This window comes from Nonomuraea basaltis (assembly GCF_005893125.1).
GTDB lineage: Bacteria > Actinomycetota > Actinomycetes > Streptosporangiales > Streptosporangiaceae > Nonomuraea > Nonomuraea basaltis.
Window position 1 is genome coordinate 37192 of the sequence record NZ_VCJS01000004.1, and the last position, 22056, is coordinate 59247.

Annotated in this window: 21 protein-coding genes and 2 pseudogenes; 13 read left to right on the top strand and 10 right to left on the bottom strand. The window is 71.0% G+C overall.

Translation table 11 applies throughout. From position 1 onward, the window contains the following. The first annotated feature begins 1 nt into the window (after position 1). Both EJK15_RS02540 and EJK15_RS02545 read left to right on the top strand, forming a co-directional pair. Complete coding sequence (locus EJK15_RS02540) at positions 2-5464, top strand: ATP-binding protein (RefSeq protein WP_138708714.1); 5463 nt, start codon at positions 2-4, stop codon at positions 5462-5464. Then, on the top strand, positions 5461-6168 hold the full coding sequence (locus EJK15_RS02545; RefSeq protein ID WP_138708715.1) for a 4'-phosphopantetheinyl transferase family protein: 708 nt from the start codon (positions 5461-5463) through the stop codon (positions 6166-6168). The genes EJK15_RS02540 and EJK15_RS02545 overlap by 4 nt, the downstream gene beginning before the upstream one ends. 193 nt (positions 6169-6361) lie before the next feature. On the opposite strand, the gene EJK15_RS02550 is transcribed toward EJK15_RS02545, so the two are convergent. Continuing rightward, positions 6362-6967 (bottom strand): Rv1733c family protein, encoded by a 606-nt coding sequence (locus EJK15_RS02550; protein WP_138708716.1) that lies wholly within the window; start codon positions 6965-6967, stop codon positions 6362-6364. A 1116-nt stretch (positions 6968-8083) separates the two neighbouring features. Then, the gene (locus tag EJK15_RS02560) at positions 8084-8359 is read right to left on the bottom strand and encodes an SHOCT domain-containing protein (RefSeq protein ID WP_206060617.1); all 276 of its coding nucleotides are present in this window, start codon (positions 8357-8359) and stop codon (positions 8084-8086) included. Between the two features lie 613 nt (positions 8360-8972). On the opposite strand from EJK15_RS02560, the gene EJK15_RS02565 reads away from it, so the two are divergent. The 4 genes and pseudogenes from EJK15_RS02565 to EJK15_RS70040 all read left to right on the top strand — a co-directional run bounded on the left by EJK15_RS02565 (position 8973) and on the right by EJK15_RS70040 (position 11556). After that, on the top strand, positions 8973-10442 hold the full coding sequence (locus EJK15_RS02565) for a nitronate monooxygenase (RefSeq protein WP_240776723.1): 1470 nt from the start codon (positions 8973-8975) through the stop codon (positions 10440-10442). A 149-nt stretch (positions 10443-10591) separates the two neighbouring features. Continuing rightward, positions 10592-10915: pseudogene (locus EJK15_RS77385) on the top strand (2-oxo acid dehydrogenase subunit E2); the annotation flags it as partial. Positions 10916-11087: 172 nt separating this feature from the next. Beyond that, complete coding sequence (locus EJK15_RS77390; RefSeq protein ID WP_171074077.1) at positions 11088-11384, top strand: 2-oxo acid dehydrogenase subunit E2; 297 nt, start codon at positions 11088-11090, stop codon at positions 11382-11384. Positions 11385-11397: 13 nt separating this feature from the next. Further along, positions 11398-11556: a hypothetical protein gene (locus EJK15_RS70040; RefSeq protein ID WP_171074065.1), complete on the top strand. Its 159-nt coding sequence runs from the start codon at positions 11398-11400 to the stop codon at positions 11554-11556. A gap of 1 nt (position 11557) precedes the next feature. Here EJK15_RS70040 and EJK15_RS02575 read toward each other — a convergent pair whose 3' ends face one another. From EJK15_RS02575 to EJK15_RS02590, 5 genes are all read right to left on the bottom strand, one after another. Further along, a complete protein-coding gene (locus tag EJK15_RS02575; protein WP_138708719.1) occupies positions 11558-11743 on the bottom strand; it encodes a hypothetical protein in 186 nt (61 codons plus the stop codon). Between the two features lie 239 nt (positions 11744-11982). Next, positions 11983-12159 carry a pyruvate formate lyase family protein gene (locus EJK15_RS76110; RefSeq protein ID WP_276615350.1) on the bottom strand — a complete coding sequence of 59 codons (177 nt, stop codon included), beginning with the start codon at positions 12157-12159 and terminating at the stop codon, positions 11983-11985. After that, positions 12156-12440: a pyruvate formate lyase family protein gene (locus EJK15_RS76115; protein WP_276615351.1), complete on the bottom strand. Its 285-nt coding sequence runs from the start codon at positions 12438-12440 to the stop codon at positions 12156-12158. The genes EJK15_RS76110 and EJK15_RS76115 overlap by 4 nt, the downstream gene beginning before the upstream one ends. Positions 12441-12712: 272 nt before the next feature. Then, a complete protein-coding gene (locus EJK15_RS02585) occupies positions 12713-12973 on the bottom strand; it encodes a DUF4342 domain-containing protein (RefSeq protein WP_138708720.1) in 261 nt (86 codons plus the stop codon). Positions 12974-13074: 101 nt separating this feature from the next. Continuing rightward, positions 13075-14010 (bottom strand): magnesium transporter, encoded by a 936-nt coding sequence (locus EJK15_RS02590; RefSeq protein WP_206060618.1) that lies wholly within the window; start codon positions 14008-14010, stop codon positions 13075-13077. A 529-nt stretch (positions 14011-14539) separates the two neighbouring features. Between EJK15_RS02590 and EJK15_RS02595 the strand changes: the two genes are divergently transcribed. The 5 genes from EJK15_RS02595 (at position 14540) to EJK15_RS02615 (ending at position 18191) form a co-directional block, all read left to right on the top strand. Further along, positions 14540-14761 (top strand): hypothetical protein, encoded by a 222-nt coding sequence (locus tag EJK15_RS02595; RefSeq protein ID WP_138708722.1) that lies wholly within the window; start codon positions 14540-14542, stop codon positions 14759-14761. Next, the gene (locus tag EJK15_RS02600) at positions 14755-15786 is read left to right on the top strand and encodes a medium chain dehydrogenase/reductase family protein (RefSeq protein ID WP_206060619.1); all 1032 of its coding nucleotides are present in this window, start codon (positions 14755-14757) and stop codon (positions 15784-15786) included. The genes EJK15_RS02595 and EJK15_RS02600 overlap by 7 nt, the downstream gene beginning before the upstream one ends. A gap of 158 nt (positions 15787-15944) precedes the next feature. After that, positions 15945-16487, top strand: coding sequence for a DUF6609 family protein (locus tag EJK15_RS02605; RefSeq protein WP_138708723.1), 543 nt, complete (start codon positions 15945-15947; stop codon positions 16485-16487). 1 nt (position 16488) lies between these two features. After that, positions 16489-17433, top strand: coding sequence for an ABC transporter ATP-binding protein (locus EJK15_RS02610; RefSeq protein WP_138708724.1), 945 nt, complete (start codon positions 16489-16491; stop codon positions 17431-17433). Next, on the top strand, positions 17430-18191 hold the full coding sequence (locus EJK15_RS02615) for an ABC transporter permease (protein WP_138708725.1): 762 nt from the start codon (positions 17430-17432) through the stop codon (positions 18189-18191). The genes EJK15_RS02610 and EJK15_RS02615 overlap by 4 nt, the downstream gene beginning before the upstream one ends. Before the next feature lie 611 nt (positions 18192-18802). Here the strand turns inward: EJK15_RS02615 and EJK15_RS02620 are convergent. Continuing rightward, a complete protein-coding gene (locus EJK15_RS02620; protein WP_138708726.1) occupies positions 18803-19432 on the bottom strand; it encodes a hypothetical protein in 630 nt (209 codons plus the stop codon). Positions 19433-19583: 151 nt separating this feature from the next. Continuing rightward, a complete protein-coding gene (locus EJK15_RS02625) occupies positions 19584-20693 on the bottom strand; it encodes a sensor histidine kinase (RefSeq protein ID WP_138708727.1) in 1110 nt (369 codons plus the stop codon). A 131-nt stretch (positions 20694-20824) separates the two neighbouring features. Between EJK15_RS02625 and EJK15_RS02630 the strand changes: the two genes are divergently transcribed. Beyond that, positions 20825-21202 (top strand): DUF6069 family protein, encoded by a 378-nt coding sequence (locus tag EJK15_RS02630; protein ID WP_138708728.1) that lies wholly within the window; start codon positions 20825-20827, stop codon positions 21200-21202. 99 nt (positions 21203-21301) lie between these two features. Beyond that, a pseudogene (locus tag EJK15_RS77395) lies at positions 21302-21798 on the top strand (ATP-binding cassette domain-containing protein); the annotation flags it as partial. A gap of 59 nt (positions 21799-21857) precedes the next feature. On the opposite strand, the gene EJK15_RS74135 reads toward EJK15_RS77395, so the two are convergent. After that, the gene (locus EJK15_RS74135) at positions 21858-22052 is read right to left on the bottom strand and encodes a hypothetical protein (protein ID WP_240776743.1); all 195 of its coding nucleotides are present in this window, start codon (positions 22050-22052) and stop codon (positions 21858-21860) included. Positions 22053-22056: the final 4 nt, after the last annotated feature.

The following is a 22056-nucleotide window of genomic DNA, read 5'->3' on the forward strand; positions in this document are numbered from 1 at the left end:
CATGCCGGCCATCAGGCGGCTCGCGATCGTCAACCGGGGCGAGCCCGCGACGCGGGTGCTGGACGCCGTCGCGGAGCTCAACCGCGACGGCGCCACGCCCCGCATGACCACGCCCCCTATAACCACGATCGTCCTGCACCCGGACCTGGACGCCGACGCCTGGTACGTCCGCATGGCCGACGAGGCCGTCTCGATCGGCCCGGCCACGTACGTCGACCCTCGTGACGGCCACCGCAAGTCCGCCTATCTCGACGAGGAACACGTCATGCGGGCCCTGGAATGGGCCCGCGCGGACGCCGTCTGGGTCGGCTGGGGATTCCTGGCCGAACAGGCCTCGTTCGCCGCGCGTTGCGAGGCCGCGGGCATCACGTTCGTCGGCCCGCGGAGCGCGACGATCCGCCTGCTCGGCGACAAGATCGCGGCCAAGCTGCTGGCGGAGAAGGCAGGCGTGCCGGTCGTGCCCTGGAGCGGCGGACCCGTGACCGACCCCGCGGACGCGCTGAAACACGCCGAGCGGCTCGGCTTCCCGGTGGTGATCAAGGCCGCGGCGGGCGGCGGCGGGCGCGGCATCAGAGTGGTGCACGCGCCGGAAGACGTGGCTCCCGCGCTGGCCGCCGCCCGTGCCGAGGCGGAGACCACGTTCGGCGATTCTGCTGTGTTCGTCGAGCGGCTCATCCCGCGCGCACGCCACGTCGAGGTGCAGATCATCGCGGACACGCACGGCACTACCTGGGCCGTGGGCGTCCGCGACTGCAGCGTCCAGCGGCGCAACCAGAAGGTCATCGAGGAGTCCGGCTCCACCGCGCTCACCCCGCCCGCCGAACGCGCCGTCCGCCACGCAGCGGTCCGGCTAGCCCGCGAGGCGGGCTACCAGAACGCCGGGACCGTCGAGTTCCTGATCGACCCGGACACCGGCGCCCACCTGTTCATGGAGGTCAACACCCGGCTGCAGGTCGAGCACCCGGTGACCGAGGAGACCACGGGAGCCGACCTGGTCAAGCTCCAGCTCCATGTGGCCATGGGCGTCCGCTTGAAGGGAGGCCCGCCGCCAGCCCGCGGCTGCGCGGTCGAGGCCAGGCTGTGCGCGGAAGACCCCGAGCTGGGGTTCGCGCCCGCGCCCGGGCGGGTCGCCGTGTGGCGGCCGCCGGCGGGGCCTGGGATCAGGGTGGACGCGGGCGTGTCAGAGGGTGACGCCGTCGCGCCCGAGTTCGACTCGATGATCGCCAAGGTGGTGGCCAGGGGTGGTGATCGCAACGAGGCCATGGCCAGGTTGCGGCGCGCGCTGGCCGCCACCCGCGTGGTCATCGAGGGTGGCACCACCAACCGCGCCTTCTTGCTGTCGCTGCTGTCCCGCGAGGAGATGCGGCGCGGCACCGCCGACAACCGGTGGCTGGACCGGCTGACGGCCGACGGCGGACACCTGCCGGAGCCCGATCCGGTCGCCGTGCTGCAGGCCGCCGTGGAGGCGTACGACGCCGACCATGAAGCCGAGCGGGCGGCCTTCCATGAGGCCGCCGGGCGGGGCCGTCCCGACGTGCCCGAGCAGGTGGGGCAGCGGGCCCGGCTGCGCTACCGCGGCCGGCCGTACGAGCTGCGCGTCCGGCGCACCGGCCCCGAGGAGTACCGGGTCAAGACCGCCGACGGGTCGGTGGACGTGGGCGTGCGGCGGCTGAGCACGCACGAGCGGCGATTGTCATGCGGCGGCGCCGCGTACCGCACCCAGGTCTCCGCCCAGGGCCCCGCTTATTTGTTGAGGGCCTACCTGGTGGAGGTGGAGCGGGACGGCGAGTGGGCGGCCCACCGCGTGCACCGCGACGACGGCGGGATCGTCCGGGCCTCCCATCCGGCCTTCGTTGTCTCCGTCCGCGCCGCGCCCGGCGACCGGGTGGCCGAGGGCGACCCGCTGGTCGTGCTGGAGAGCATGAAACTGGAATCCACGCTGACCGCCCCGTACGCGGGCGAGGTCGCCTCGGTCGAGGTGACCGCCAACACGCAGGTCGTGGAGGGACAGCCGCTGCTGCGCATCCGCGAGGCCGCACATGAGCCCGACCGGCCGGGGACGGCCGTGTCCTTCGCCGCCCTGCGCCGCGCGGAGCCGGCGGTGCCGGGGTGCCGGTCGGCGTACGACGCCTTGTGCGGCTGCCTGCTCGGCTTCGATCTGGACCCGCGTGAGATCGGCCTGCCCGAGCCGGTGGAAGCTCCGGACGACCCGGAACTGCTGGCCTGCGAGGAGGCGTTCCTGGACTTGTTCGCCGACGTCAGCGGCCTGTACCGGCCGCTGCCCGAGCCGGAGGAGCCCGAGAGCGCCAGTGCGCAGGAGTACATCCTGTCCTACCTGCAGTGGCTCGACCCCGACAGGGCCGGGCTTCCGCCGGCCTTCCGCGCCCGGCTGGAGCGGGTCCTGGCCAGGTACGGCGTCTCCGGCCTCGAGCGGACGCCGTGGCTCGAAGAGGCCGTGGTGTGGATGTTCCGCTCCTTCCGCCGCGCCCACGACCTCGTCCCCGCCGTCGCGGCCGTGTTGGAGCGGCGGCTGCGCCACCGCGGCCTGCCCCCTCCCGACCGGGCGCTGATGGACCGGCTGGCCGTCGCCGCGCAGGTACGCCACTCCGTGGTCGCCGACCTGGCCAGGGACGTGCGCTTCCACTACTTCGACGAGCCGCAGCACGAGCGGGCGCTGGCCGCCGTGTACGCCGAGATGGAGTCCCACCTCGACGCGCTGGCCGCCGAGCCGGGCAGGGCCGACCGTGACGAGCTGATCGACCGGCTCGTGTGGTGCCCGCAGCCGATGCGCGGGCCGCTGCTAGCCCGCTGGCAGGCGTCCGGCGAGGAGATGAGAAGCGCCGTCGTCGAGATCTACATCCGGCGCTTCTACCGCACCCGGCGGCTGGAGCGGGTCGGCCGTGACGGCTCGGCCGACTTCGACCATGACGGTGTGCTGTACCACGTGGTCGTCGACTACACTCCGCTGGCCGACATCCGCCAGGCCTGTGCGGAGATCAGCGCGCGCCTGTCCGGCGTGGATCCGTGGCGGCGGGTGATCGTCGAGCTGGTGACCTGGCGGCCGGGGGAGCGGCCCGCCGCCGACGACACCCAGGCCGAGGTCGCCGCCCTGCTCGCGGGCCAGAGCCCCGGCCACCGCCTGGAGCGGCTGTGCGTGACCGTGACCAGCGAGGACGGCGCAGGCCCCGAGCACCACCGCACCCAGCACTTCGCCTACCGGCACACGCCCGAGGGCTTCGCGGAGGAGCCGCTCTACCGCAACCTGCACCCCATGATCGCCGAACGGGCCGAGCTGTGGCGGCTGTCCAACTTCGCGCTCGAACGCCTGCGCTCGGCCGAGGACGTCTACCTGTTCCGCGGCGTGGCCAGAGACAATCCGGCCGACGTGCGGTTGTTCGCGATCGGCGAGGTACGCGACCTGACGCCCGTACGCGACGACACCGGCCGCATCGTGTCCCTGCCCCGCCTGGAGCGGATGGGACTGCAGGCGCTGGCGGCCATGCGTGAGCACCTGGCCGCCACGCCACCGGACCAGCGGCCGCGGCCCAACCGGATCACCCTGTGCGTACGCCCGCCGTTCGATGTGCCCAGCGCCGACTGGCCGCGGCTGGCCCGCCCGTTCGCGCCGCTGGCCGTCGGCGTCGGCCTGGACAAGCTGCTGCTCCAGGTGCGCCTGCCCGGCGGACCCGCCGCCCTGCACGTCGAAGGGCTGGACGAGGATCACGTCACGGTACGCCAGGAGCCCTACGGGCAGGAGCCGATCAGGCCGCTGACCGAATACCGCCGCAAGGTGCTGCGTGCCCGCCGCTTCGCCGCCCCCTACCCGTACGAGATCGTCAGGATGCTCTCCCCGCCCGAGCACGCCCCCGGCGACTTCCCGCCGGGGACCTTCGCCGAGCACGACCTGGCCGAGGACGGCACGCTCGTCCCCGTTGACAGGCCAGAGGGGCAGAACACCGCAAACCTCGTCGTCGGCGTGATCACCAACCGCACCGCCAAAGTGCCCGAGGGAATGGCCAGGGTCGCCATCCTCGGTGACCCCACACGCAGCCTGGGGGCGCTGGCCGAGCCCGAGTGCCGCCGCGTCATCGCCGCGCTCGACCTGGCCGAGCGCATGCGCGTGCCGGTCGAGTGGTTCGCGCTGTCTTCCGGAGCGCGGATCGCGATGGACAGCGGCACGGAGAACATGGACTGGATCGCCGCCGTGCTGCGCCGCCTCATCGAGTTCACCCAGGCGGGCGGCGAGGTCAACGTCGTGGTGACCGGGGTGAACGTGGGCGCGCAGCCGTACTGGAACGCTGAGGCCACCATGCTCATGCACACCCGCGGCATCCTCGTCATGGTGGCGGGGAGCGCGATGGTGCTGACGGGCAAGCACGCGCTGGACTTCTCCGGCGGCGTGTCCGCCGAGGACAACACCGGCATCGGCGGCTTCGAACGCATCATGGGCCCCAACGGGCAGGCCCAGTACGGCGCGGCCAGCCTCGCCGAGGCGGGCCTCATCCTGCTGCGCCACTACGAGCACTGCTATGTCGTGCCCGGCGAACGTTACCCACGCAGGCGGCCCACCGGCGATCCCGCGGGCCGAGACGTGCGGGACGCTCGGCATTCCGGCCCGGAGTTCCGTACGGTCGGGGAGATCTTCTCCGCCGAGCACAACGGCGAGCGGAAGAAGCCGTTCGACATCCGCTCGGTCATGCGTGCCGTGTGCGACGCGGACGCCGAGCCGCTGGAGCGGTGGGCCCGCTGGCGCGACGCCGACATGGCCGTCGTCTGGGACGGGCACGTCGGCGGCATCCCCGCCTGCCTGATCGGGCTGGAGTCCGCGCCGCAGCCCAGGCACGGCTTCGTGCCCGCCGACGGGCCGCCCGCCTGGACCGCGGGCACCCTGTTCCCGCAGTCGTCGCGGAAGGTGGCCAGGGCCATCAACGCGGCCGGCGGCAACCGGCCCGTCGTGGTGCTGGCCAACCTGTCCGGGTTCGACGGGTCGCCGGAGTCGATGCGGCGCTGGCAGCTCGAGTACGGCGCCGAGATCGGGCGGGCGGTGACCAACTTCGCCGGGCCGATCGTGTTCGTGGTGATCTCCCGCTATCACGGCGGCGCGTTCGTGGTGTTCTCCAAACGGCTCAACCCGCGGCTGGAGATCGCGGCCGTGGAGGGCTCGTACGCGTCGGTCATCGGCGGCGCGCCCGCCGCGGCCGTGGTGTTCGTCCGCGAGGTCCGCGCCCGCACCGAACGCGATCCCCGCGTCGCCGCGGCGCGGGAGTCGGGGCCGCGCTCGCGGCTGCTGGAGATCACCGAAGAGGTGCGGGCGGAGAAGCTGCGCGAGGTGGCCGCCGAGTTCGACCAGGTGCACAGCATCCAGCGGGCCCTGGCGGTCGGCTCGGTCGACCGGGTCATCACCGCGGCCGAGCTGCGGCCGTACGTGATCGGCGCGCTGGAACGCGGGATGGCCGCGTCATGAGATGGCTGGCGCGGGGCGAGGAGCACCTCCCCATCGGGAACGGCTGGCTGGCGCCCAGGGAGGCGGAGCGGGCGGCCGGGCTGCGCTTCACCAAGCGGCGCACCGAGTTCCTGGTCGCCCGGTGGACGGCCAAGGAGGCGATGCGGCTGCTCTACCCCGCGGCACCGTACGAGCTGGAGGTGCGGCACCACCCGAGCGGCGCGCCTGAGGCGTACTGGTGCGGCCGGCCACTGCCCGTGGGGATCTCCCTGACCGACCGGGCCGGGTGGGCGGTGTGCCTGCTCGGCCTGGATCCCGGCACCGTCGGCTGCGACCTGGAGCTGGTCGAGCCGCGCAGCGCCGCCTTCGTCGCCGACTACTTCACCCCGGCCGAGCAGCACGTCATCAGCGACGATCCGCTGCGGGCCAACCTGCTGTGGTCGGCCAAGGAGAGCGCGCTGAAGGTGCTGCGTACCGGGCTGCGCAGGGACACCCGCTCGGTCGAGGTCACGCTCGGCTGCGCCGCCCCTCGCGACGCATGGGGCAGGCTGACGGTGCGCGCCGCGGAGGGGAGGCTGCTGCACGGGTGGTGGCGCAGGTACGGCGACTTCCTCCTCACCGTGGCGGCCGACCGGCCGGTCCCGCCGCCGCGTGCGCTGGAGGAGCCGCCCGCGCTGGACTCCGCGACCCCGTCACACAGCTGGCTGGCCCGCCCCGTCACATGACCGAACTGGAAGTAGAGGTGGCGTGAGGTACAGCCAGGTCAAGGAGGCACATGCCGCTGTGGTGTTCCTGCTGGGCGAGCGTGCTTACAAGCCGAAGCAGTCGGTTGGTGCGCCGCATGCGGCCGGAGCGGCGACTGGCGAGTGCGCGGTCTGCCCGGTCCCGGATGGGTACGCCGCGGTTGGCCTGGGCCGGCTAGGGCTGGCGGGGGTGGCGCCCTCTCTCATCGGCCCGCACCCAGTCGGCCTCCCACTGCTCGAACCGGATGTGGTCCACCCACCGGCGATAGATCCAGAAGGCCGCAAGCGTCAGCAACGTGGTCACGAGCACGATGAAGATCCCCATCGCCACGCCTCTGCCGGCGAGCACGTCCGTGCCGGCGGGTGGTGAGGCGGGCGCCCCGGCGGCGTCGATCCACACGCGGACCATCGTCCCGGCCTTGGTCAGCGCGGGGGCCGGCACCCGGCCGCTGCGCGTCGCGCCCTCGGGGGTCGTCCACCGCGCCATCGTCTGTGGCTTGGCCGAGGCAATCTCCGAGAACGACACCCGGGCGGGTGGGACATCCTCCAGCAAGGTGGCCATGACCTGTCGCCGGACGCCGGGACCGGCGTACTGATCCCGTAAGGCGTTCTCGTAGAGTGCCCGGCCGGCGAGCACGGCCGGGAGCAGGCTGGTCAGCACCAACAGCAGGGCCGCCAGCACGAAAGCGGACTCCAGCCGGTCGGAGCGGCGGCGCAACGGATTGCCGTCCGGCCGGAACAGGCGCAGGCACAGCATCAGTGGATGAATCGACGTCCTCATCGGGCACCTCCTACAGCTCACTGTGCGGGGCTCGGGGTGGGGACGGCAGAGCCGAACGACTCGGCTGGACAAGGACCTTGGTCCCGGCGGAATGCCGAAGATCCTCCGCCGTGCAGATTTCCGGCCCTGCCCGGCCGGTGCGGGGTCGCCTCCGGTGCCCTGGAAGATGCCACACTCCCCGCGGGCATGCGTAGATAGGGTCGAATGGCAGGTGGACGCGCAGATAAAGACCCTGTCATCGGTTTCGAGCAGCACCCCACGGGCTCTGAGCGGTTGAGAGCCAAGGGGGTCATGCCGACCTCGACGACGCCTGCTTGGACGGTGCTGGTCCGCGCCGTGGGCGCGCTGGACGGGCGACCAGCCACCAGGCCAGAGCCGCAGCGAGGAGGAGGGACAGGGTCGCGGTCATCACTCTTCGCGGGCCGAAGAAGTACCAGGCGAGAAAGGCGATCACTCCCGCGGAGGCGCGATGACCACCCAGTCGCTGACGGTCACGAGGCATCCCCTCCCTTCGTGCCCCGCGCTCGGTCGTGCCCGGCAGTCCGGTGGTCGTGACCAGTCTGGTCATCGCTCATGGACCGCATCATCACCAGCATCATCGCCGGGCACGCCAAGCCAATAGAGCCAAAGGTCCCGCCACCGCATGCGTCGCGCCGCGGGCGGAGAGGCGCACCATGGCCACGCGCGCCCGGGGAGTGCCGCCCTTCAACGTGTACGCCCGCCACCGAGACCAGCGGGATCGCCGCCGAATGCGGCCACTAACGGGGCATGCACCGGTTCGAGGACCTGGTGATCCCGGTAGTCGTCGAGGACGCCTACCGGCGGTCCCTCCCGGTGTGGCGGGAGACCGGCTGCTGGTCACGGTTCTGTTCGGCAGGACGCTGCCGCTCATCCGCTACGAGATGACCGACCGGGATCCGGCCAGCGCCGGAACGTGCCCGTGCGGCCGGCCGTTCCGGCTGCTGGAGTCGATCCGCCCCTGGCACGTCCTGGCGTGTGTCGCTGTCCACCCAATGGTCGCCCATGCCCATGCGCCGGGAGCGACCATGCCGGGCAGCCGCCCGGCGACCAGCACCGTGCGCGCGCCTCGCCCTGGCCGCCTCGAGCGTCTCGCGGTCAGCCGTCGACCGGGTGGTCGTGCCGGCCGCGCAGCGTGTCCAGCCGGGAATGGTACTCCTGGGTGTCGATCTCGCCTCGTGCGTACCGCTGTGCCAGCAGTTCCTCCGCGGTCGGCGGCGGGGAAGCGGATCCTAGGCAGGCGGTCCTGCCCACGTAGCGGGCGGCCAGCACGACCGCCGTGATCACCAATCCCCAGAACACCAGCGTGCTCAGGCCCATGGGTGCATATCCCCAGCCGCCCATGTCGTTATGCCCCCACCACATCATCGTCATCACCTCGGATGCTGTCGATGCCTTCATCGTGTGCGGGCGAGTGTTCCCGAAAACAGGGACCTTCGTCCCTACACCTAGAGGAATTGGGACCAGATGCTGAGGCCTGCGGTGGAGCAACCAATGGCTTGGCACCTTGGCCAGACGAGCACCGCCGGGAGGCTGGAGGGCGTCAAGACTAGGCCCAAGGCACTGACTCCGCGAGGCCGTAGATCATAGGTGCCTTTCTGGTCATCCGCTGATCTGGGAGAAGCGCTCGCACCTCGGCATGGATTCGGATGCTGAGCGAGTACAGATTGCGTCGGTCGAATCGACGTACTCAGAGGAGCGAGCCGCGCACCATGCTGTGGCCAGCTGGAAGGGCGCGACCTCGGAATATGTCAGCCCTGCTCGTTGCGTGCTCGTACGCCCCGGAACGTCCTGAACCGTGCGCAGGATCGTTGAACTGGCCCAGCCATGGCGGTCCGAGGAGCGCACCAGGGGTCCTTCGGCCGGACCCGTATGGTCGAACGACTCTGGTTCTGCCGAGTAGCGGTTGGTGCGGTGGAACAGTGTGGACCGGTGGGCCCGACCACGATAACCGGAGGTCGCCTTGCATCGAGCTGAAGAGGACGCCGTGAACATCGAGCACCTGCCTCTGATCATCCAAGGCGGCATGGGAGTGGCCGTCTCCGACTGGCGGCTGGCACGGGCGGTCTCGACCCTGGGCCAATTGGGGGTCGTCTCCGGCACGGCCATCGACCTGGTGTGCGCGCGGCGCCTGCAACTGGGCGACCCCGGAGGGCACATGCGCCGAGCGCTGGCGCACTTCCCCATCCAGGCAATGTCACAGCAGGTGATCCGCAGCTTCTACGTTCCTGGCGGCAAACCGCCAGGAACACCGTTTCGGCCGGTGCCACGGTACTCCCTGCGGCCGGGCCGCTCCCTCGTGGCGCTGACCATCGTGGCGAACTTTGCCGAGGTCTTCCTGGCCAAGGAGGGACATGACGGCCGGATCGGCATCAACTACCTGCGCAAGATCGAGTTACCCATTCCGTTCGCCTGCTACGGCGCCATGCTGGCCGGAGTCGATCACATCCTGATGGGTGCGGGCAACCCGGCCGAACTGCCCCCACTGCTCGACCGGCTGGCTGCACACTGTCCGGTGGCGCTGCCCATGCGGGTGCAGGGTGCGACCTCCGCCGACGGCGACACGATCGTTGAGTTCGACCCCGCGGCTCTCTGGAACGCGCTGCCGCCGACCCTGCGCCGGCCCCGGTTCGAGGCGATCGTCGCCTCGGTCGACCTGGCCACCGCGCTGGCCGCCGACCCGGCCACCCGCCCCGACGGGTTCGTGGTCGAAGGCCCGTCCGCAGGCGGACATAACGCACCGCCGCGCGGCCCGCGCCGTCTGGACGACGCCGGGCAGCCCATCTACGACAAGCGCGACGCGGTCGAGCCGGGACAGATGACGGCGATCGGGCTGCCGTTCTGGATGGCCGGCGGCTATGGCAGCCCGGAAGGGCTGGCGTCGGCGCTGGCCGGGGGCGCGGTCGGGGTCCAGGTCGGTACGGCGTTCGCGTTCTGCGCGGAATCGGGCATGGCGGCGCCGCTCAAACAGGCCGTGCTGAAGCGTGTGGCCAGGGGGGACGTGCGCGTGCAGACCGACCCGCGGGTCTCCCCGACCGGGTTCCCGTTCAAAGTCGTGGAATTGGACGGGACGTTGGCGCGCGAGGATGTCTACGCTGATCGACCGCGGCTGTGCGACCTCGGCGTGCTGCGCTCCCCGTACCGCAAGCCCGACGCCACCGTCGGTTACCGCTGTCCGGCCGAGCCGGTCGAGGTCTACCAGCAGCGGCGCGGCGGACGAGTGCAGAACACCGAGGGCAGGCGCTGCCTGTGTAACGCCCTGCTGGCCGCCGCCGGATACGGCCAGCAGCGGCCCGACGGCTATGTCGAACCGGCCATCGTGACCGCCGGCACCGACTTCACCGCCGTCCGGCACCTGACCGCCGTCCCCGGCTACACCGCCGCGGACGTTGTGGCCTATCTCCTGGAAGGTAGGCCGACGCAATCGGGTGGCGCGGCCTTTGACCCAAGGGACTGACCACGAGGTAGACAAGAGCCGACGAGGGCTGGGCCTGCCAAGGCCGGGAAGGCAGGGGAAGTTGGTGACGTTCGGCCGATGCGGAGGACCGCTCTGGCCGCTGGTATGGAGGTATGTCCGACGGTGCGAGGAGTTGGCGGAGGCTGGCCATGGCCGGCTGGGGGCCGCCGCGCGATCCGCAGTTCTACGGCGAGTTCGAACTGGACGCCCGCCCTCTGCTGGCCCACATCGACGCGGTTCGCCGCGACACCGGCGTGCACGTCACGATGACTCAATTCGTTGGCCGGGCGGTGGCGCATGCGCTGGCCGCGGTTCCCAAGCTGCGGGTCAGGCTCGTGCGCGGCTGCCTACGCGCGCGGGAGAGCGTGGATGTGTTCTTCATCGTCACGACCGGGGAAGGCGACGAGCTGACCGGCATCAAAGTACGCGACGCCGACCGCAAGTCCGCCGCCGAGATCGCCGCGGAACTGCAGGACAGGCGAAGTTCCTTACAGGCTGGGGTGGATCCCGATCTGGGCCGGGGCAAGGCGCTGATGGCCCGCATGCTCTGGTGGCTGTTGCGTCACGTGCTCGCGATCTCCGCCTGGCTCACCTCCGACCTCAACCTCGACCTGCGCCGCATCAGCCTGCCCCGGCAGGCATTCGGTGGCGCGATGGTCACCTCTGTGGGCATGTGGGGGATCACCCGGGCGTACTCGCCGCTGGCCGCCTACTACCGGGTGCCGCTGCTGGTGCTGGTCGGCGCCGTGCGGCCGCAGCCCGTCGCCGAGGACAGCGAGGTCGTGCGTACGCCCGGTACTGCCGTTGACCGCGACTTTCGACCACCGCTACACCGACGGCTTCCACGCGGCGCGGTTCGCGGCCGCGCTCGGCGAGTACTGCGCTGATCCCGCGCGCTTTGAACCCCAGCAGTCCCGGCAGGAGGCCCGCGCCGCCGAGTAGGCCTGATCGGGCCGTGCACCGGTGGGGATCGACGTTCACCATCGCCGACCAGATCAGGCCGACGCTCAAGCAGTTCCCGTCGATCAAGTGGGTGAAGATCTACGACGCCGCGGGCAGGACCGAGCGCCCGACCGGACCTTCGTACCCTGTCCCGCCGTCGCTGGAGCCGTGAATCAGCTGATGGTGGCGAGGTCCCGGCGGTCGAACAGCGGCAGGGACACGGCGATGAAGACCAGCGCGACGGCCGAGGAGGCCGGTAGGCCGCCGCCCATCGGGTCGCCCTGCAGCGCCTGGTGGAAGGGCGAGACCGGCGGCCATGGCTCCAGCGACTCGACGAACTCACCCGCCACGTACAGCACGTACCCGGCGAAGGCGAACAGTGGCGGCGACGGCGACGGCCACCGACCTGCGCCCGATGATCGCGCCGACCGGGGTGACCAGCAAGCAGGACGTCGAGCGTGCCGGTCTCCTGCCGGCGCGGGATTACCCACTCGTCCAGGTACAGCGCCATCGAGCCGCGGAGTACGGGGGGAGCCGGTCATCCCTCCCAGGATTCGGGATCAGAGACTTTCGCCTGCTCCGCAGGGCCTTCCGACCGCTACCGTTCGTGATAAAGGGGCACGCGGCGGTAGTCGCCGATGATGCGGCCGCGGCCGTAGGCGTCGGGCAGGCCGGTGATGATCCCGGAGCGGCGGGCGGCCAGGATCTCGGGGATGTAAGCGTCGAACACGCCGCCGTTGTGAGTCTTGCGGTACTTGGTGAAGATCTCCTTCACCCGGGGTCGAGGATGTATCCATAGGCGGCCAGGCCGTTCTCCACCATGCGCAGCCCGCCCGCGGGCATGATGGCCCGTTTCAGCGGCGCGTCGGTCTGCAAGCCCACGATCAGCTCGCGGTCACGGTCGATGTAGCCGGGCGCGTGTGAGGTGGTCGACGACGGCGTCTTGGTGTCGACGTCGTAGACGCCCCGCCGCCTCTCCTCCGGGAACAACGCGGACACCTTCCGCCACACCGCCCGCGTACGGTCCGTCGGCCCGGCCAGGAAAGCCCTCGTCACCTTCGTACGGCGTGTAGTTGGCCTGGATGAAGGCACGCACGTCCACTGCCGAGCGCCAGTTGTCACCATGAAAGCCCCGCCACGCTTCGAGCCTGATTGCCGTGGCCGTCATCGCTTCCTCCTGTTTCGTAAGGATACTCGCTGCCAACTGTCGTTCGTGGCGCATGCGATCTCATCGGCCGAAGGGCAGGGGAACACGGGACCAAGGTCACTCAATGGGGCCGGTCACACGGCTCGGGAGCGCGGTACGGCGTCGTGTGACCGGACGGGCTTCAGGCTGGGGGCTCCTGCTCGGGGTCGCGGTGGATCTGGATGGTCCACTCGGCCGCAATCGCGGCCAGTGCGGCGGCGGCCGTGACGACGGGGGCGGCGATGAACGCCACGACGCCGACGGTCACGGGGATCTCCATCACGGTGTGGCCGTGGGAGTCCTTGACGATGATCCGGCGGACGTTGCCCTCGTGGATCGCGGTCTTGACCCTGTCGGTGAGCTCCGTGCCGCGTACCTTGACCTCTTCCTTGGTGACGGTCATTTCTCCTGCTCTCCTTTCCTGCTGCTTCCAGGGTCCGCCGGGTGTGCTGTCGGCGCATGAGGCGAATGGCCCTGATCAGGGCGGCCGGTGGTCCCGAGTTCTCAGGTGAAGGCCAGTGCTGTGAGCAGGTAGACCGTGATGGAGACCAGGTCCTGGATGACGGTGGCCAGCGGTCCGGAGCCGAAGGCAGGATCGCGGCCCAGGCGGTTGAGCAGCCACGGCAGGGTCATGGCCAGCAGCGAGGCGACGGAGCAGGCGGCGAACAACGCGATGGCGGCCGTCATGGCGACGCCCGGGTCGCCGTACAGCAGGGCGAAGGGAAGGAAGGCGGCGGCCATCGCGAGCCCGATGACCAGCCCGGTGATCGCCTCCCCGCGGGCGAGCCGGCGGACGGAGACGCCCACCGACAGCGCGCGCACCACCACGGCCTCGGTCTGGGTGCCCACGGCGTCGGCCAGGTAGATCACGCCGGGGAGGAAGAACGCCAAGGTCACGTTGGCGGACAGGCGCTCTTCGAAGGAGGCGACGATGCCCGCCGACAGCATCGCGCCGGCCAGCCCGATCAGCAGCCACGGGATGCGGTGCAGGAAGCGGCGGCGCACGGACTCCTCGGCGGCGGTCTTGGCCTTGAGGCTGCCGCCCAGCCTGGCCATGTCCTCGTCGTGCTCTTCGAGCAGGACGCGCAGCAGTCGTCGTCTGGGCACGAGCCCGTGGAAGCGGCCGTCCTCGCCGACCACGGCCAGGCTGCTCTCCCCGTGCTGCACGGCATGCCAGGCGGCCACCTCCTGGTCCACGCCGGGCAGCGCGACGGGAGGATCGGTGTCGGCCAGCTCCGAGAGGGGCGTGTCGTACGGCGCGGCGAGCAGGCGTTCGATGGGGATCATGCCGAGCAGGCGGCTGTCCGCGTCCAGGATCACGACGTCGGAGGCGGAGTCGAACCGTTCGCCCAGCAGGCGTTCGCGTGCCTGACCCGCGCTGACCTCGGGAGCGAAGGCGGGGATCCGGGTGACGGCGTGTTCGAGGGCGGTGTTGGGCATGGCGCCCATGATGCCGGGTCGCCGGCCACATGAGGAGTGCGGCGGCACCCGCCTGGCGGGTGTCCGGGGTCGGGACGACGGGCTGGCCGTCGCGGACCGCCGCCTCCCACGAGGTCGCCCACCGCAACGCACGGGACGGACCTCCTGCGCCGGTATGGCCCGGGTCAGGCGATGGAGGCCGCCTCCAAGCCCTTGGCCCTTCGGCTGGCGCTTCGACTCCTCCGGCGGATCTTCGCAGGTCCCCTCTCCATCGGAGTCTCGACCGCCTCCCTCGTCCGTCTCGCGGTCACTTTCATGCTGCACTCGCCAGAGATCCACGAACAGGGGCGAAGGTCCTTTCCACAAGGGCCAAGGGGCCCGGGCGGGCACTGCGCAGGGGCACCGATCCGGGGCATGCCACACTCGCCTCCCCCTGCTCGGGCCGGGACGTAATGCCTTGCCGACCGGGGACCAACGTCCCTGGCCGGAGCAACCGGCCAGGGAGCAGGCTGGTTGGACTCGATGCGGCGTGGATGAGGAGATGAGGGCCATGCGACGAGTACAGGCGATTCTCCGGCCCTGGCCTCCGAAAGAGGCTGCCTCCGCTCGATTTCGGAGCCGCGGCACCCGGCTGGACTTCCGGCTGCTGGTGCGGGCCCGGCCGACGGCGCGCGGGCCGGGCTATCTGGTGGCCATGGACGTGGGCGACTTCCTGATGATGCACAAGCAACTGCTCACCATCAAGGCCTGGGCCGAGGGGGCGGCGTGGTGACCGTCAACCGGCGCATCGTCGTCTCCCGGTACGGCGGACCGGACGTCATGCGGCTGGTCGAGGAGCCGGTGCCGCAGCCCCGGGCGGGGGAGGCACGCGTCAAAGTGATCGCCACCGAGGTGAACTTCACCGACGCCCTGCTGCGCGAGGGCGTCTACCCCGGCGGGCCGGAACCGCCGTTCACCCCCGGCTACGACCTGGTCGGCGTGGTCGATGACCTCGGCGCGGGCGTGCAGGGTGTGCAGGTCGGGGAGCGGGTGGCCGCCCTGACCGTGCACGGCGCGTACGCCGACTACGTCTGCCTGCCCGCCGACACCCTGGTGCCGGTCCCAGGCACGGCGGACTCGGCCGAGGCGGTCACGCTCATCCTCAGCTACATGACCGCCTACCAGCTCCTGTACCGCGCCGCCCGGGTGCGTACAGGGGAACGGGTGCTCGTGCAGGGCGCCGCAGGCGCGGTCGGCCGGGCCACCCTGCAACTGGGGCGGCTGGCCGGCTGGCGCATGTACGGAACAGGGCGCGGCGACGAGGAATGCGCGATCATCACCGGGCTCGGAGGCACGGCGATAGACATCACCGCCGAACATTCGATACGGCGGTTGCGCGCGGGCGGCGGCGTGGACGTGGCGCTCGACGGAATCGGCGGCTGGACGGGCTGGCAGTCGTTCCGCGCGCTCCGTCCCCAAGGTCGGCTGGTGCTGTTCGGCCACTACGCCGCGCTTTCCTCACGCGGCCGCCGCCTGGGCACGCTGGTCGGCTTCTACCTCGCCGGTGCCGTGGTGTTCGCCGCGAGCCTGCTCACCCGTAAACGGGCCACCACCTACCGGATCGCGCGGCTGCGCGACCGGTTCCCCGAGGAGTTCCGCGAGGACTTGTCCACGCTGTTCAAGCTGCTCGCCAAGGGGGAAATCCGTCCCGTCGTGGCCGACCGGCTGCCGCTGGAGGAGGCCGTCCGGGCACATGAACGCCTGAGATCCGGGCACCTCGCGGGCAAGCAAGTCCTGCTCTGCGGGTGGCGATTTTGAGTCAGAAGAAGAACTCGAACGCCTCCTCTGCCTGGGTGCGGACCCGCCGCCCCTCCTGGCGGCACGCCCGGCCCCGGCCGCCGCCCAGCCGCCTCCAGCGCACCGCCTGGCTGAAGTAGTGCGAACGACCACACGCCCGCCTCCGGCCGCCGGAGGCGGTGGTTGCCTCCGCCCAGGAGCATCGCGCTGACACGGCCATCCGACGGCTGGGCGAGCTCCGGGCGTTCGCCCTCGACCTGTACGGCACGCTGACCCTCGGAGGTCTGCTCAGCGAGTCGGCCGAAGCGGGCCTGATCTATCTGGTGCTCACCAAAACCAAGGGCGCGGACGACCGGACGATCCTGCTGTGGATTCTGTTCATGGTGGGGGTGCATTTCGTGCCGATGGGGCTGGCGCACGGGCCGGTGATCACCGCCCTCGGCGTGCTGACCATGGTCAACGCGCTGGGGGCTGCGGTTCGAAGCGCCGCTGCCGGTGTCCGGGGTGATCGACGCGCTGCTGAAGCTCGGCTTCGGCGCGGTGATGTTGCTCGCGTGTCCGGCGCTGACCATTTCCTGATCAGGTCTTTTCGTGGTCGGGCCTATGGCCGCGGTCCGTGGGACCTTCGCCCCTGTCTCGTCCGTGGCGGCGTCGCTCACGATGTGAGGGAGGGGCCGCCGCCGGTGGAGGTGGTCGAGCCTCAGAGCAGGGAAAGGGGATGAAATGACCGGTGATGGATGCGCGGCGATCGAGGCGGGCGGCCTGTCGAAGCGGTTCGGGGATCGGCTCGCGGTCGAGGGCCTGACGTTCAAAGTCGGTCAGGGGGAGGTGTTCGGTCTGCTCGGGCCGAACGGGGCGGGCAAGACGACGACGGTCAGGATGCTCACCACGTTGCTGCGGCCGACAGCGGGATGGGCCAAGGTGGGAGGTGTCGAGGTGACGCCGGAGAACGGTGCGCGGATCCGCGGGTGCATCAGCGTCCTGCCGGAGACGCCGGGCCTGTACGCGCGGCTGTCGGTGGAGGAGAACCTGCGGTTCTTCGCCCGCCTGTACGGCTGGCGAAGCCGCGAGAGCACGCGGCGTATCGGCGCGGTGCTGGACGCCGTGCATCTGAGAGACCGGCGCGGCGAGTTGGTGGGCGCACTGTCGAAGGGGCTTCGGCAGCGGGTGGCGCTGGCACGCGCGTTGCTGCCGGATGCGCGGGTGCTGTTCCTGGACGAGCCCACCCAAGGGCTGGACCCTGCCGCGGCCCATGACGTACGCGAGCTGATCGGTGGCCTGCGATCCCGCGGAGTGACGATCCTGCTCACCACGCACCGGCTGGAGGAGGCCGAGCGGTTGTGCGACCGGGTGGCGTTCCTGCGCTCCAGCCTGATCGCCATCGGGCGGCCCGACGAGCTTCGCCGGAGGTTGTTCACCCCGTCGATCGACGTGGAGTTGCTGGCGCCGGTGTCCGAGCCCGGCGTGCTGTTCGGGCGCGTCGACGGCGTCACCGGCTGGGCGGGAGGTGGCGATCGGTACCAGGTCACCGTGACCGATCCGCGGCGCGTGGCGCCGTTGCTGGCCGACGCGCTGGTGGGCGCGCACGCCGGCATCGTGCACTTGGCCGAGTCCGAGCACAGCCTGGAGGACGTGTACCTGGAGCTGGTGGGGGAGGAGAAGGCATGAACGTGCTGAACACGCGGGTGCGGGCGGTGGTCGGCAAGGAGTTCGCCGAGTATCGGCGCAACAGGCTCGTGGTGATCACGATGGGGTTGCTGCCGGCGTTCCTGTTCGCGCTGGCGCTGGCTGGCCTGATTCCGCTGCCGGCCGACGCCACCGAGCAGAACTTACGCGCCTCCGGGGGAGCGTCGCTGGAGCTGTTCATCCTGATCCCGGTGATCATCCCGACGGTCGTGTCGGTGTACTCGGTGCTGGGCGAACGCGAGCAGGGCACGCTGGAGCCGCTGCTCACCACTCCGGCGACCGATGGTGAGCTGTTGCGCGGCAAGGCGATCGCCGCCTGCATCCCGTCCGTCCTGTTGTCCTGGCTGCTGTTCGGCCTCTTCGCCGGCGCCGCCACGCTGTGGGTGCACCCGTCCGTCGTGGAGTGGGTGCTCTCCGGAGAGTCGGTCTTCGCGGCTGTGGTGTTCACGCCGTTCATGGCGGTGTTCGCGGTGATATCGACGATGATGATCTCGGCGAGGTCCCGCGATCTGCGGGTGGCCCAGCAACTGTCCGGCCTCGCCATCGTGCCGATGTTCCTGCTGGCCGCGGTGATCAGCTTCCGGTTCGTGCCGCCGGACTACCTTCTGTACTCCTTGATCGCGGCGGGCTTGGGGGTCGTGGACATTCTCGGCTGGGGGCTGCTGCGCCGTGCCTTCGACCGCGAACGCCTCCTCGCCGGATCTCGCCCTCCCGCCGAGAAGCACGCACCCGCCCAATGATGTCCTTGAGCCATCGGCGTAGAACCTGCTCAGGAGGCCGCGCCGACAACGGTTTGGCATCACTTGTCACGGTCCGCAGCGGTCGGAAGGATTCAGGCCTGGGGGATGACGCACCAGGGGCCGTGAGAGCCCGGTCGACGCCTCGGGGGGCTGACCCAGCTTGCTCAGATCTTCGTGGTCCGCTCCTTGATGAGCTCGGGGTCGCGGAAGTCACCGCCTCCCCTGTTGCGCGCCGCTCCACCGCCTACGCGGCCCTCGCGGGACGCTGACCAGCAGCTATCCCACCCGCGTCCCGCTGCTGTCCTTCGGAGCCCTAGCAAGATCGTTCTCATCGATAACGGCTGTTCCCCGGGTCCTCAACCCCGTGGAAGTCCCAGAGTTCATGCGAACTGAAGGTTCATTGGACTGAACCGAAGGGTCTTCATCCCTGATGGACCGTTTCGACTCTTGGGTTCGTCGCGACTGGCGGGGTCTTGCTCTTCGGCTGCGGTGGCCAGCAGAACGCGGGCGTTCTCGGCGTAGCGGATGGCGTGCCTACGAGGACCACCCGGAGCCGGACCGCCGCCACCTGCTCCGCCTCTGGCTCACCACCGGCCCGGGCCCGGTAGCCGCTACGCCAGGGCCGGATCCCGCCGACGGGCGCGTGCCCGCCAGATCGGGTACGCGACCGCCGTCAGCACGAAGAACAGCGGCGCCGGATTGCCGAACACGAGCACGGCCAGCAGGAAGTCCAGCACGGGCACCAGCAGCACGAAGCCGGTCACCCAGCCGGGCGGCGCGATCGTCCGCGGCCGCGCCTCCGCCCAAGGGGTGCGTTTCCAGGGTTTGGCCACCGACAGCCAGGCCTGGAAGGCGATGGCCGAGGCCATCAGCAGTGTGGCGGCGAGCAGGACCGGGTCGGCGTCACGCGTGCCGTCGGCGAGCGCCGACAGCCTGGGGCCGAGCAGAAAGATCCCCGCGTAGAGCTGGGACAGCGTGATGACCAGCTTGATCAGCACCCACCAGTACCGGAAGTAGCCCCACTTGGTCATCGCGGCCAGCATGAGCCCGGTGAAGGCGGAGGCGTTGGCGAAGTGCAGCAGCACCTCGTTGTCGAGCAGGTGCGCCATGCGATAGCCGGCGCCGTCGCCGGTGATGACGCTGTGGATGCTGAGGGCGAACAGGGCCAGCGCTTGGCTCATCCAGGAGACCGAGGTCACCACGTGCACCCACACGAGCAGATGACGCGAAGACTGCGTCATGCCGCCTCCAAATATATAGACTGGCTACATGTAGAGAGTCTACTTATGTGGGTGGACGACGGCCGGGTATTCACCCAATCGGCTCGCACTGGACCCTGTTCACCGGCTCCGACGAGCACCGGTGGCGCGACCAACGATCCTCAGGAGGTGCTCAGGGGAGCCGGAACTCTCCTTCAGCGTTGTGGTGATCCAGTTGCCCGCCGGCCAGCCGTACCCGCTCGGTGAGCCCGACCAGGCCGAGGCCGCTGCCGGGCGCGAGGGGGGCGGTGCCCGCTGGGGCCGGCGGGTTGCGGATGTCGATCAGCAGGGACGTGCCGGGAGCGCCGCGCAGCAGCACGTCCACCGGCCGGCCGGGGGCGTGTTTGCGGGCGTTGGTGAGGCCCTCCTGGACGACGCGGTAGGCGGTCCGGGACGCGGCCTGTGGCAAGGCGCCGTCGTCGGCGACCTCCTCGCGGAGCCGCACCTCCTGGCCGGCCTCCCGTGCGTCGGCGATCAGGCCGGGCAGGTCGGCCAGCGCCGACTGGGGTTCCAGCTCGTCCAGCTGGTCGTCCTGCTCACGCAGCAGGCTGATCACCTGGCGGAGCTCCTCCAACGCCTGGTGGACCCCGGTGCGGACCACCCCGGCGGCCCGGGCGAGCTGCTCGGGGGAGGAGTCCGGGCGGTATTCCAGTGCCCCGGCGTGGGTGGCCACCAGGGACAGGCGGTGGGCCAGCACGTCGTGCATCTCCCTGGCGAGCCGGCGGCGTTCGGCCATGCGGGCCTCGGCGACCCGCCTGCCCTGCTCGGCCTCGGCGCGGTCGGCACGCTCGTGCAGGGAGAAGAGCAGGGCGCGGCGGGAGCGGGCCAGCGCGCCCCAGCCGAGCAGCGCGCCGTAGGAAGCGCAGATCAGCAGTAACCACCATTGCTGGGAGATGCCGGAGTTCGGCCGCCACAGCCCCTGGACCACGTGGGCCGCGACGCCCGCGGCCGCCACCGCCGCCGCGACGGGGAAGCGCCTGCGCTGGGCCACCTGCAGCGCCCCCATCGTCGCCGCCGCAGTGGCCGCGGGGGAGAGGGTGGCCAGGAGGGTGGCGGCCAGTGCTCCCGAGGTCGGCCACCACAGCTGGGCGAGCGCCGCGACCAGGCTCACCGCCGCGACGACGACGTCCAGCCCCCACGTGGGCCCGTCGGCCAGGCTCCACAGCGTTAGGGCGCTCAGGCCGCCCATCCCGAGGACCACGCTGGCCACCGCGATCGGGTGCGAGGGTCGGATCTTGCTCATCGGGTCAGGGTAATCGCCGGTTCGCAGGCGCCATCACCTACCAAAGTAGGACCCGTACCCCGCCGGGGGAGAACACAGAGCGACCGCGCGCCCGATGTGGCGGATCGGGCGACCGGGCGAAGCTGACCGGCATGAACACCTCAGCCAAGCGAATCCTCCTCACCGTCGTCGGCGCCCCGGCGGCCGCCCTGGCGGTCTGGGCCCTGGCCGTGCCGGTCGCCGGAACCACTCTGACCGTGCGCATGGGCGCCGGCACGCAGCCGGTCGAACCGGGATCGGTCCTGGTGGCGAGCCTGCTGGTCGGGCTGGCGGGCTGGGCGCTGCTGGCCGTCCTGGAGCGGTTCGCGTCCCGGCCCGGCCGGATCTGGACGATCGTCGCCCTGGCCGTACTCGTCCTGTCCCTGCTCGGGCCGCTCGGCAGCGCCGTCGGTATCGCCACGATGCTGGTGCTGGTCCTGATGCACCTGGTCGTCGGCACCGTGCTCGTCCTGGGGCTGGCACGGCGATGAACCCGCCCGGGCCCGTCACCCGCCAACCAGGCGCGGGCGGCCCGCCCACGACGATTCGCACCCCGCTGGACAACGCTGACACGGCACAGGAGACATGACATGACCGTCCTCGCCAGAGCGATCGAGGCCACCCGCCGCTACGGTGACGTGCTCGCGCTGGACCGCGTCTTGCTCGACATCAGGGCGGGTGAGCTGGTCGGGCTGCTCGGCCCGAACGGCGCCAGCAAGTCCACCCTCATCAACCTCTTCGTAGGGCTGCGCCGGCCGACGTCGGGCACGGTGGAGCTGTTCGGCGGCTCGCCGCTGGACCCCGCCCTGCGGCGCGGCACCGGCGTGACCCCCAGGAGACCGGGCTGCCGGAGTCGCTGCGTGTCGGCGAGATCGTCGACTTCGTCTCCGCGCACTTCCCCGAGCGCTACGGTACGGCGGAGTTGCTGGCCAGGTTCGGCCTCGGCGACCTGGTCAGGCGGCAGGTCGGGAGACTGTCCGGCGGGCAACGGCGGCGGCTGGTGGTGGCGCTGGCCTTCGCGGGCCGGCCGCGGCTGGTGTTCCTCGACGAGCCCACGACCGGGCTGGACGTGGAGGCCAGGCGAACCCTGTGGGAGGGGATCAGGAGCTTCCACGCCGACGGCGGCACCGTGGTGCTGACCAGCCACTACCTGGAGGAGATCGAGGCGCTGGCGCAGCGGGTGATGGTGATCGGCCGGGGCCGGGCGGCCGGGTACTGGCCGACGGCACCGTGCAGGCCGTACGCGACATGGTGGGCGTGCGCCGGGTGTCCTTCGCGGCGCCGGCCGTACCTGATCTGCCCGGGATTTTGCGGAGTTCGGTCGAGGGCGGCCGGGTGCACCTGC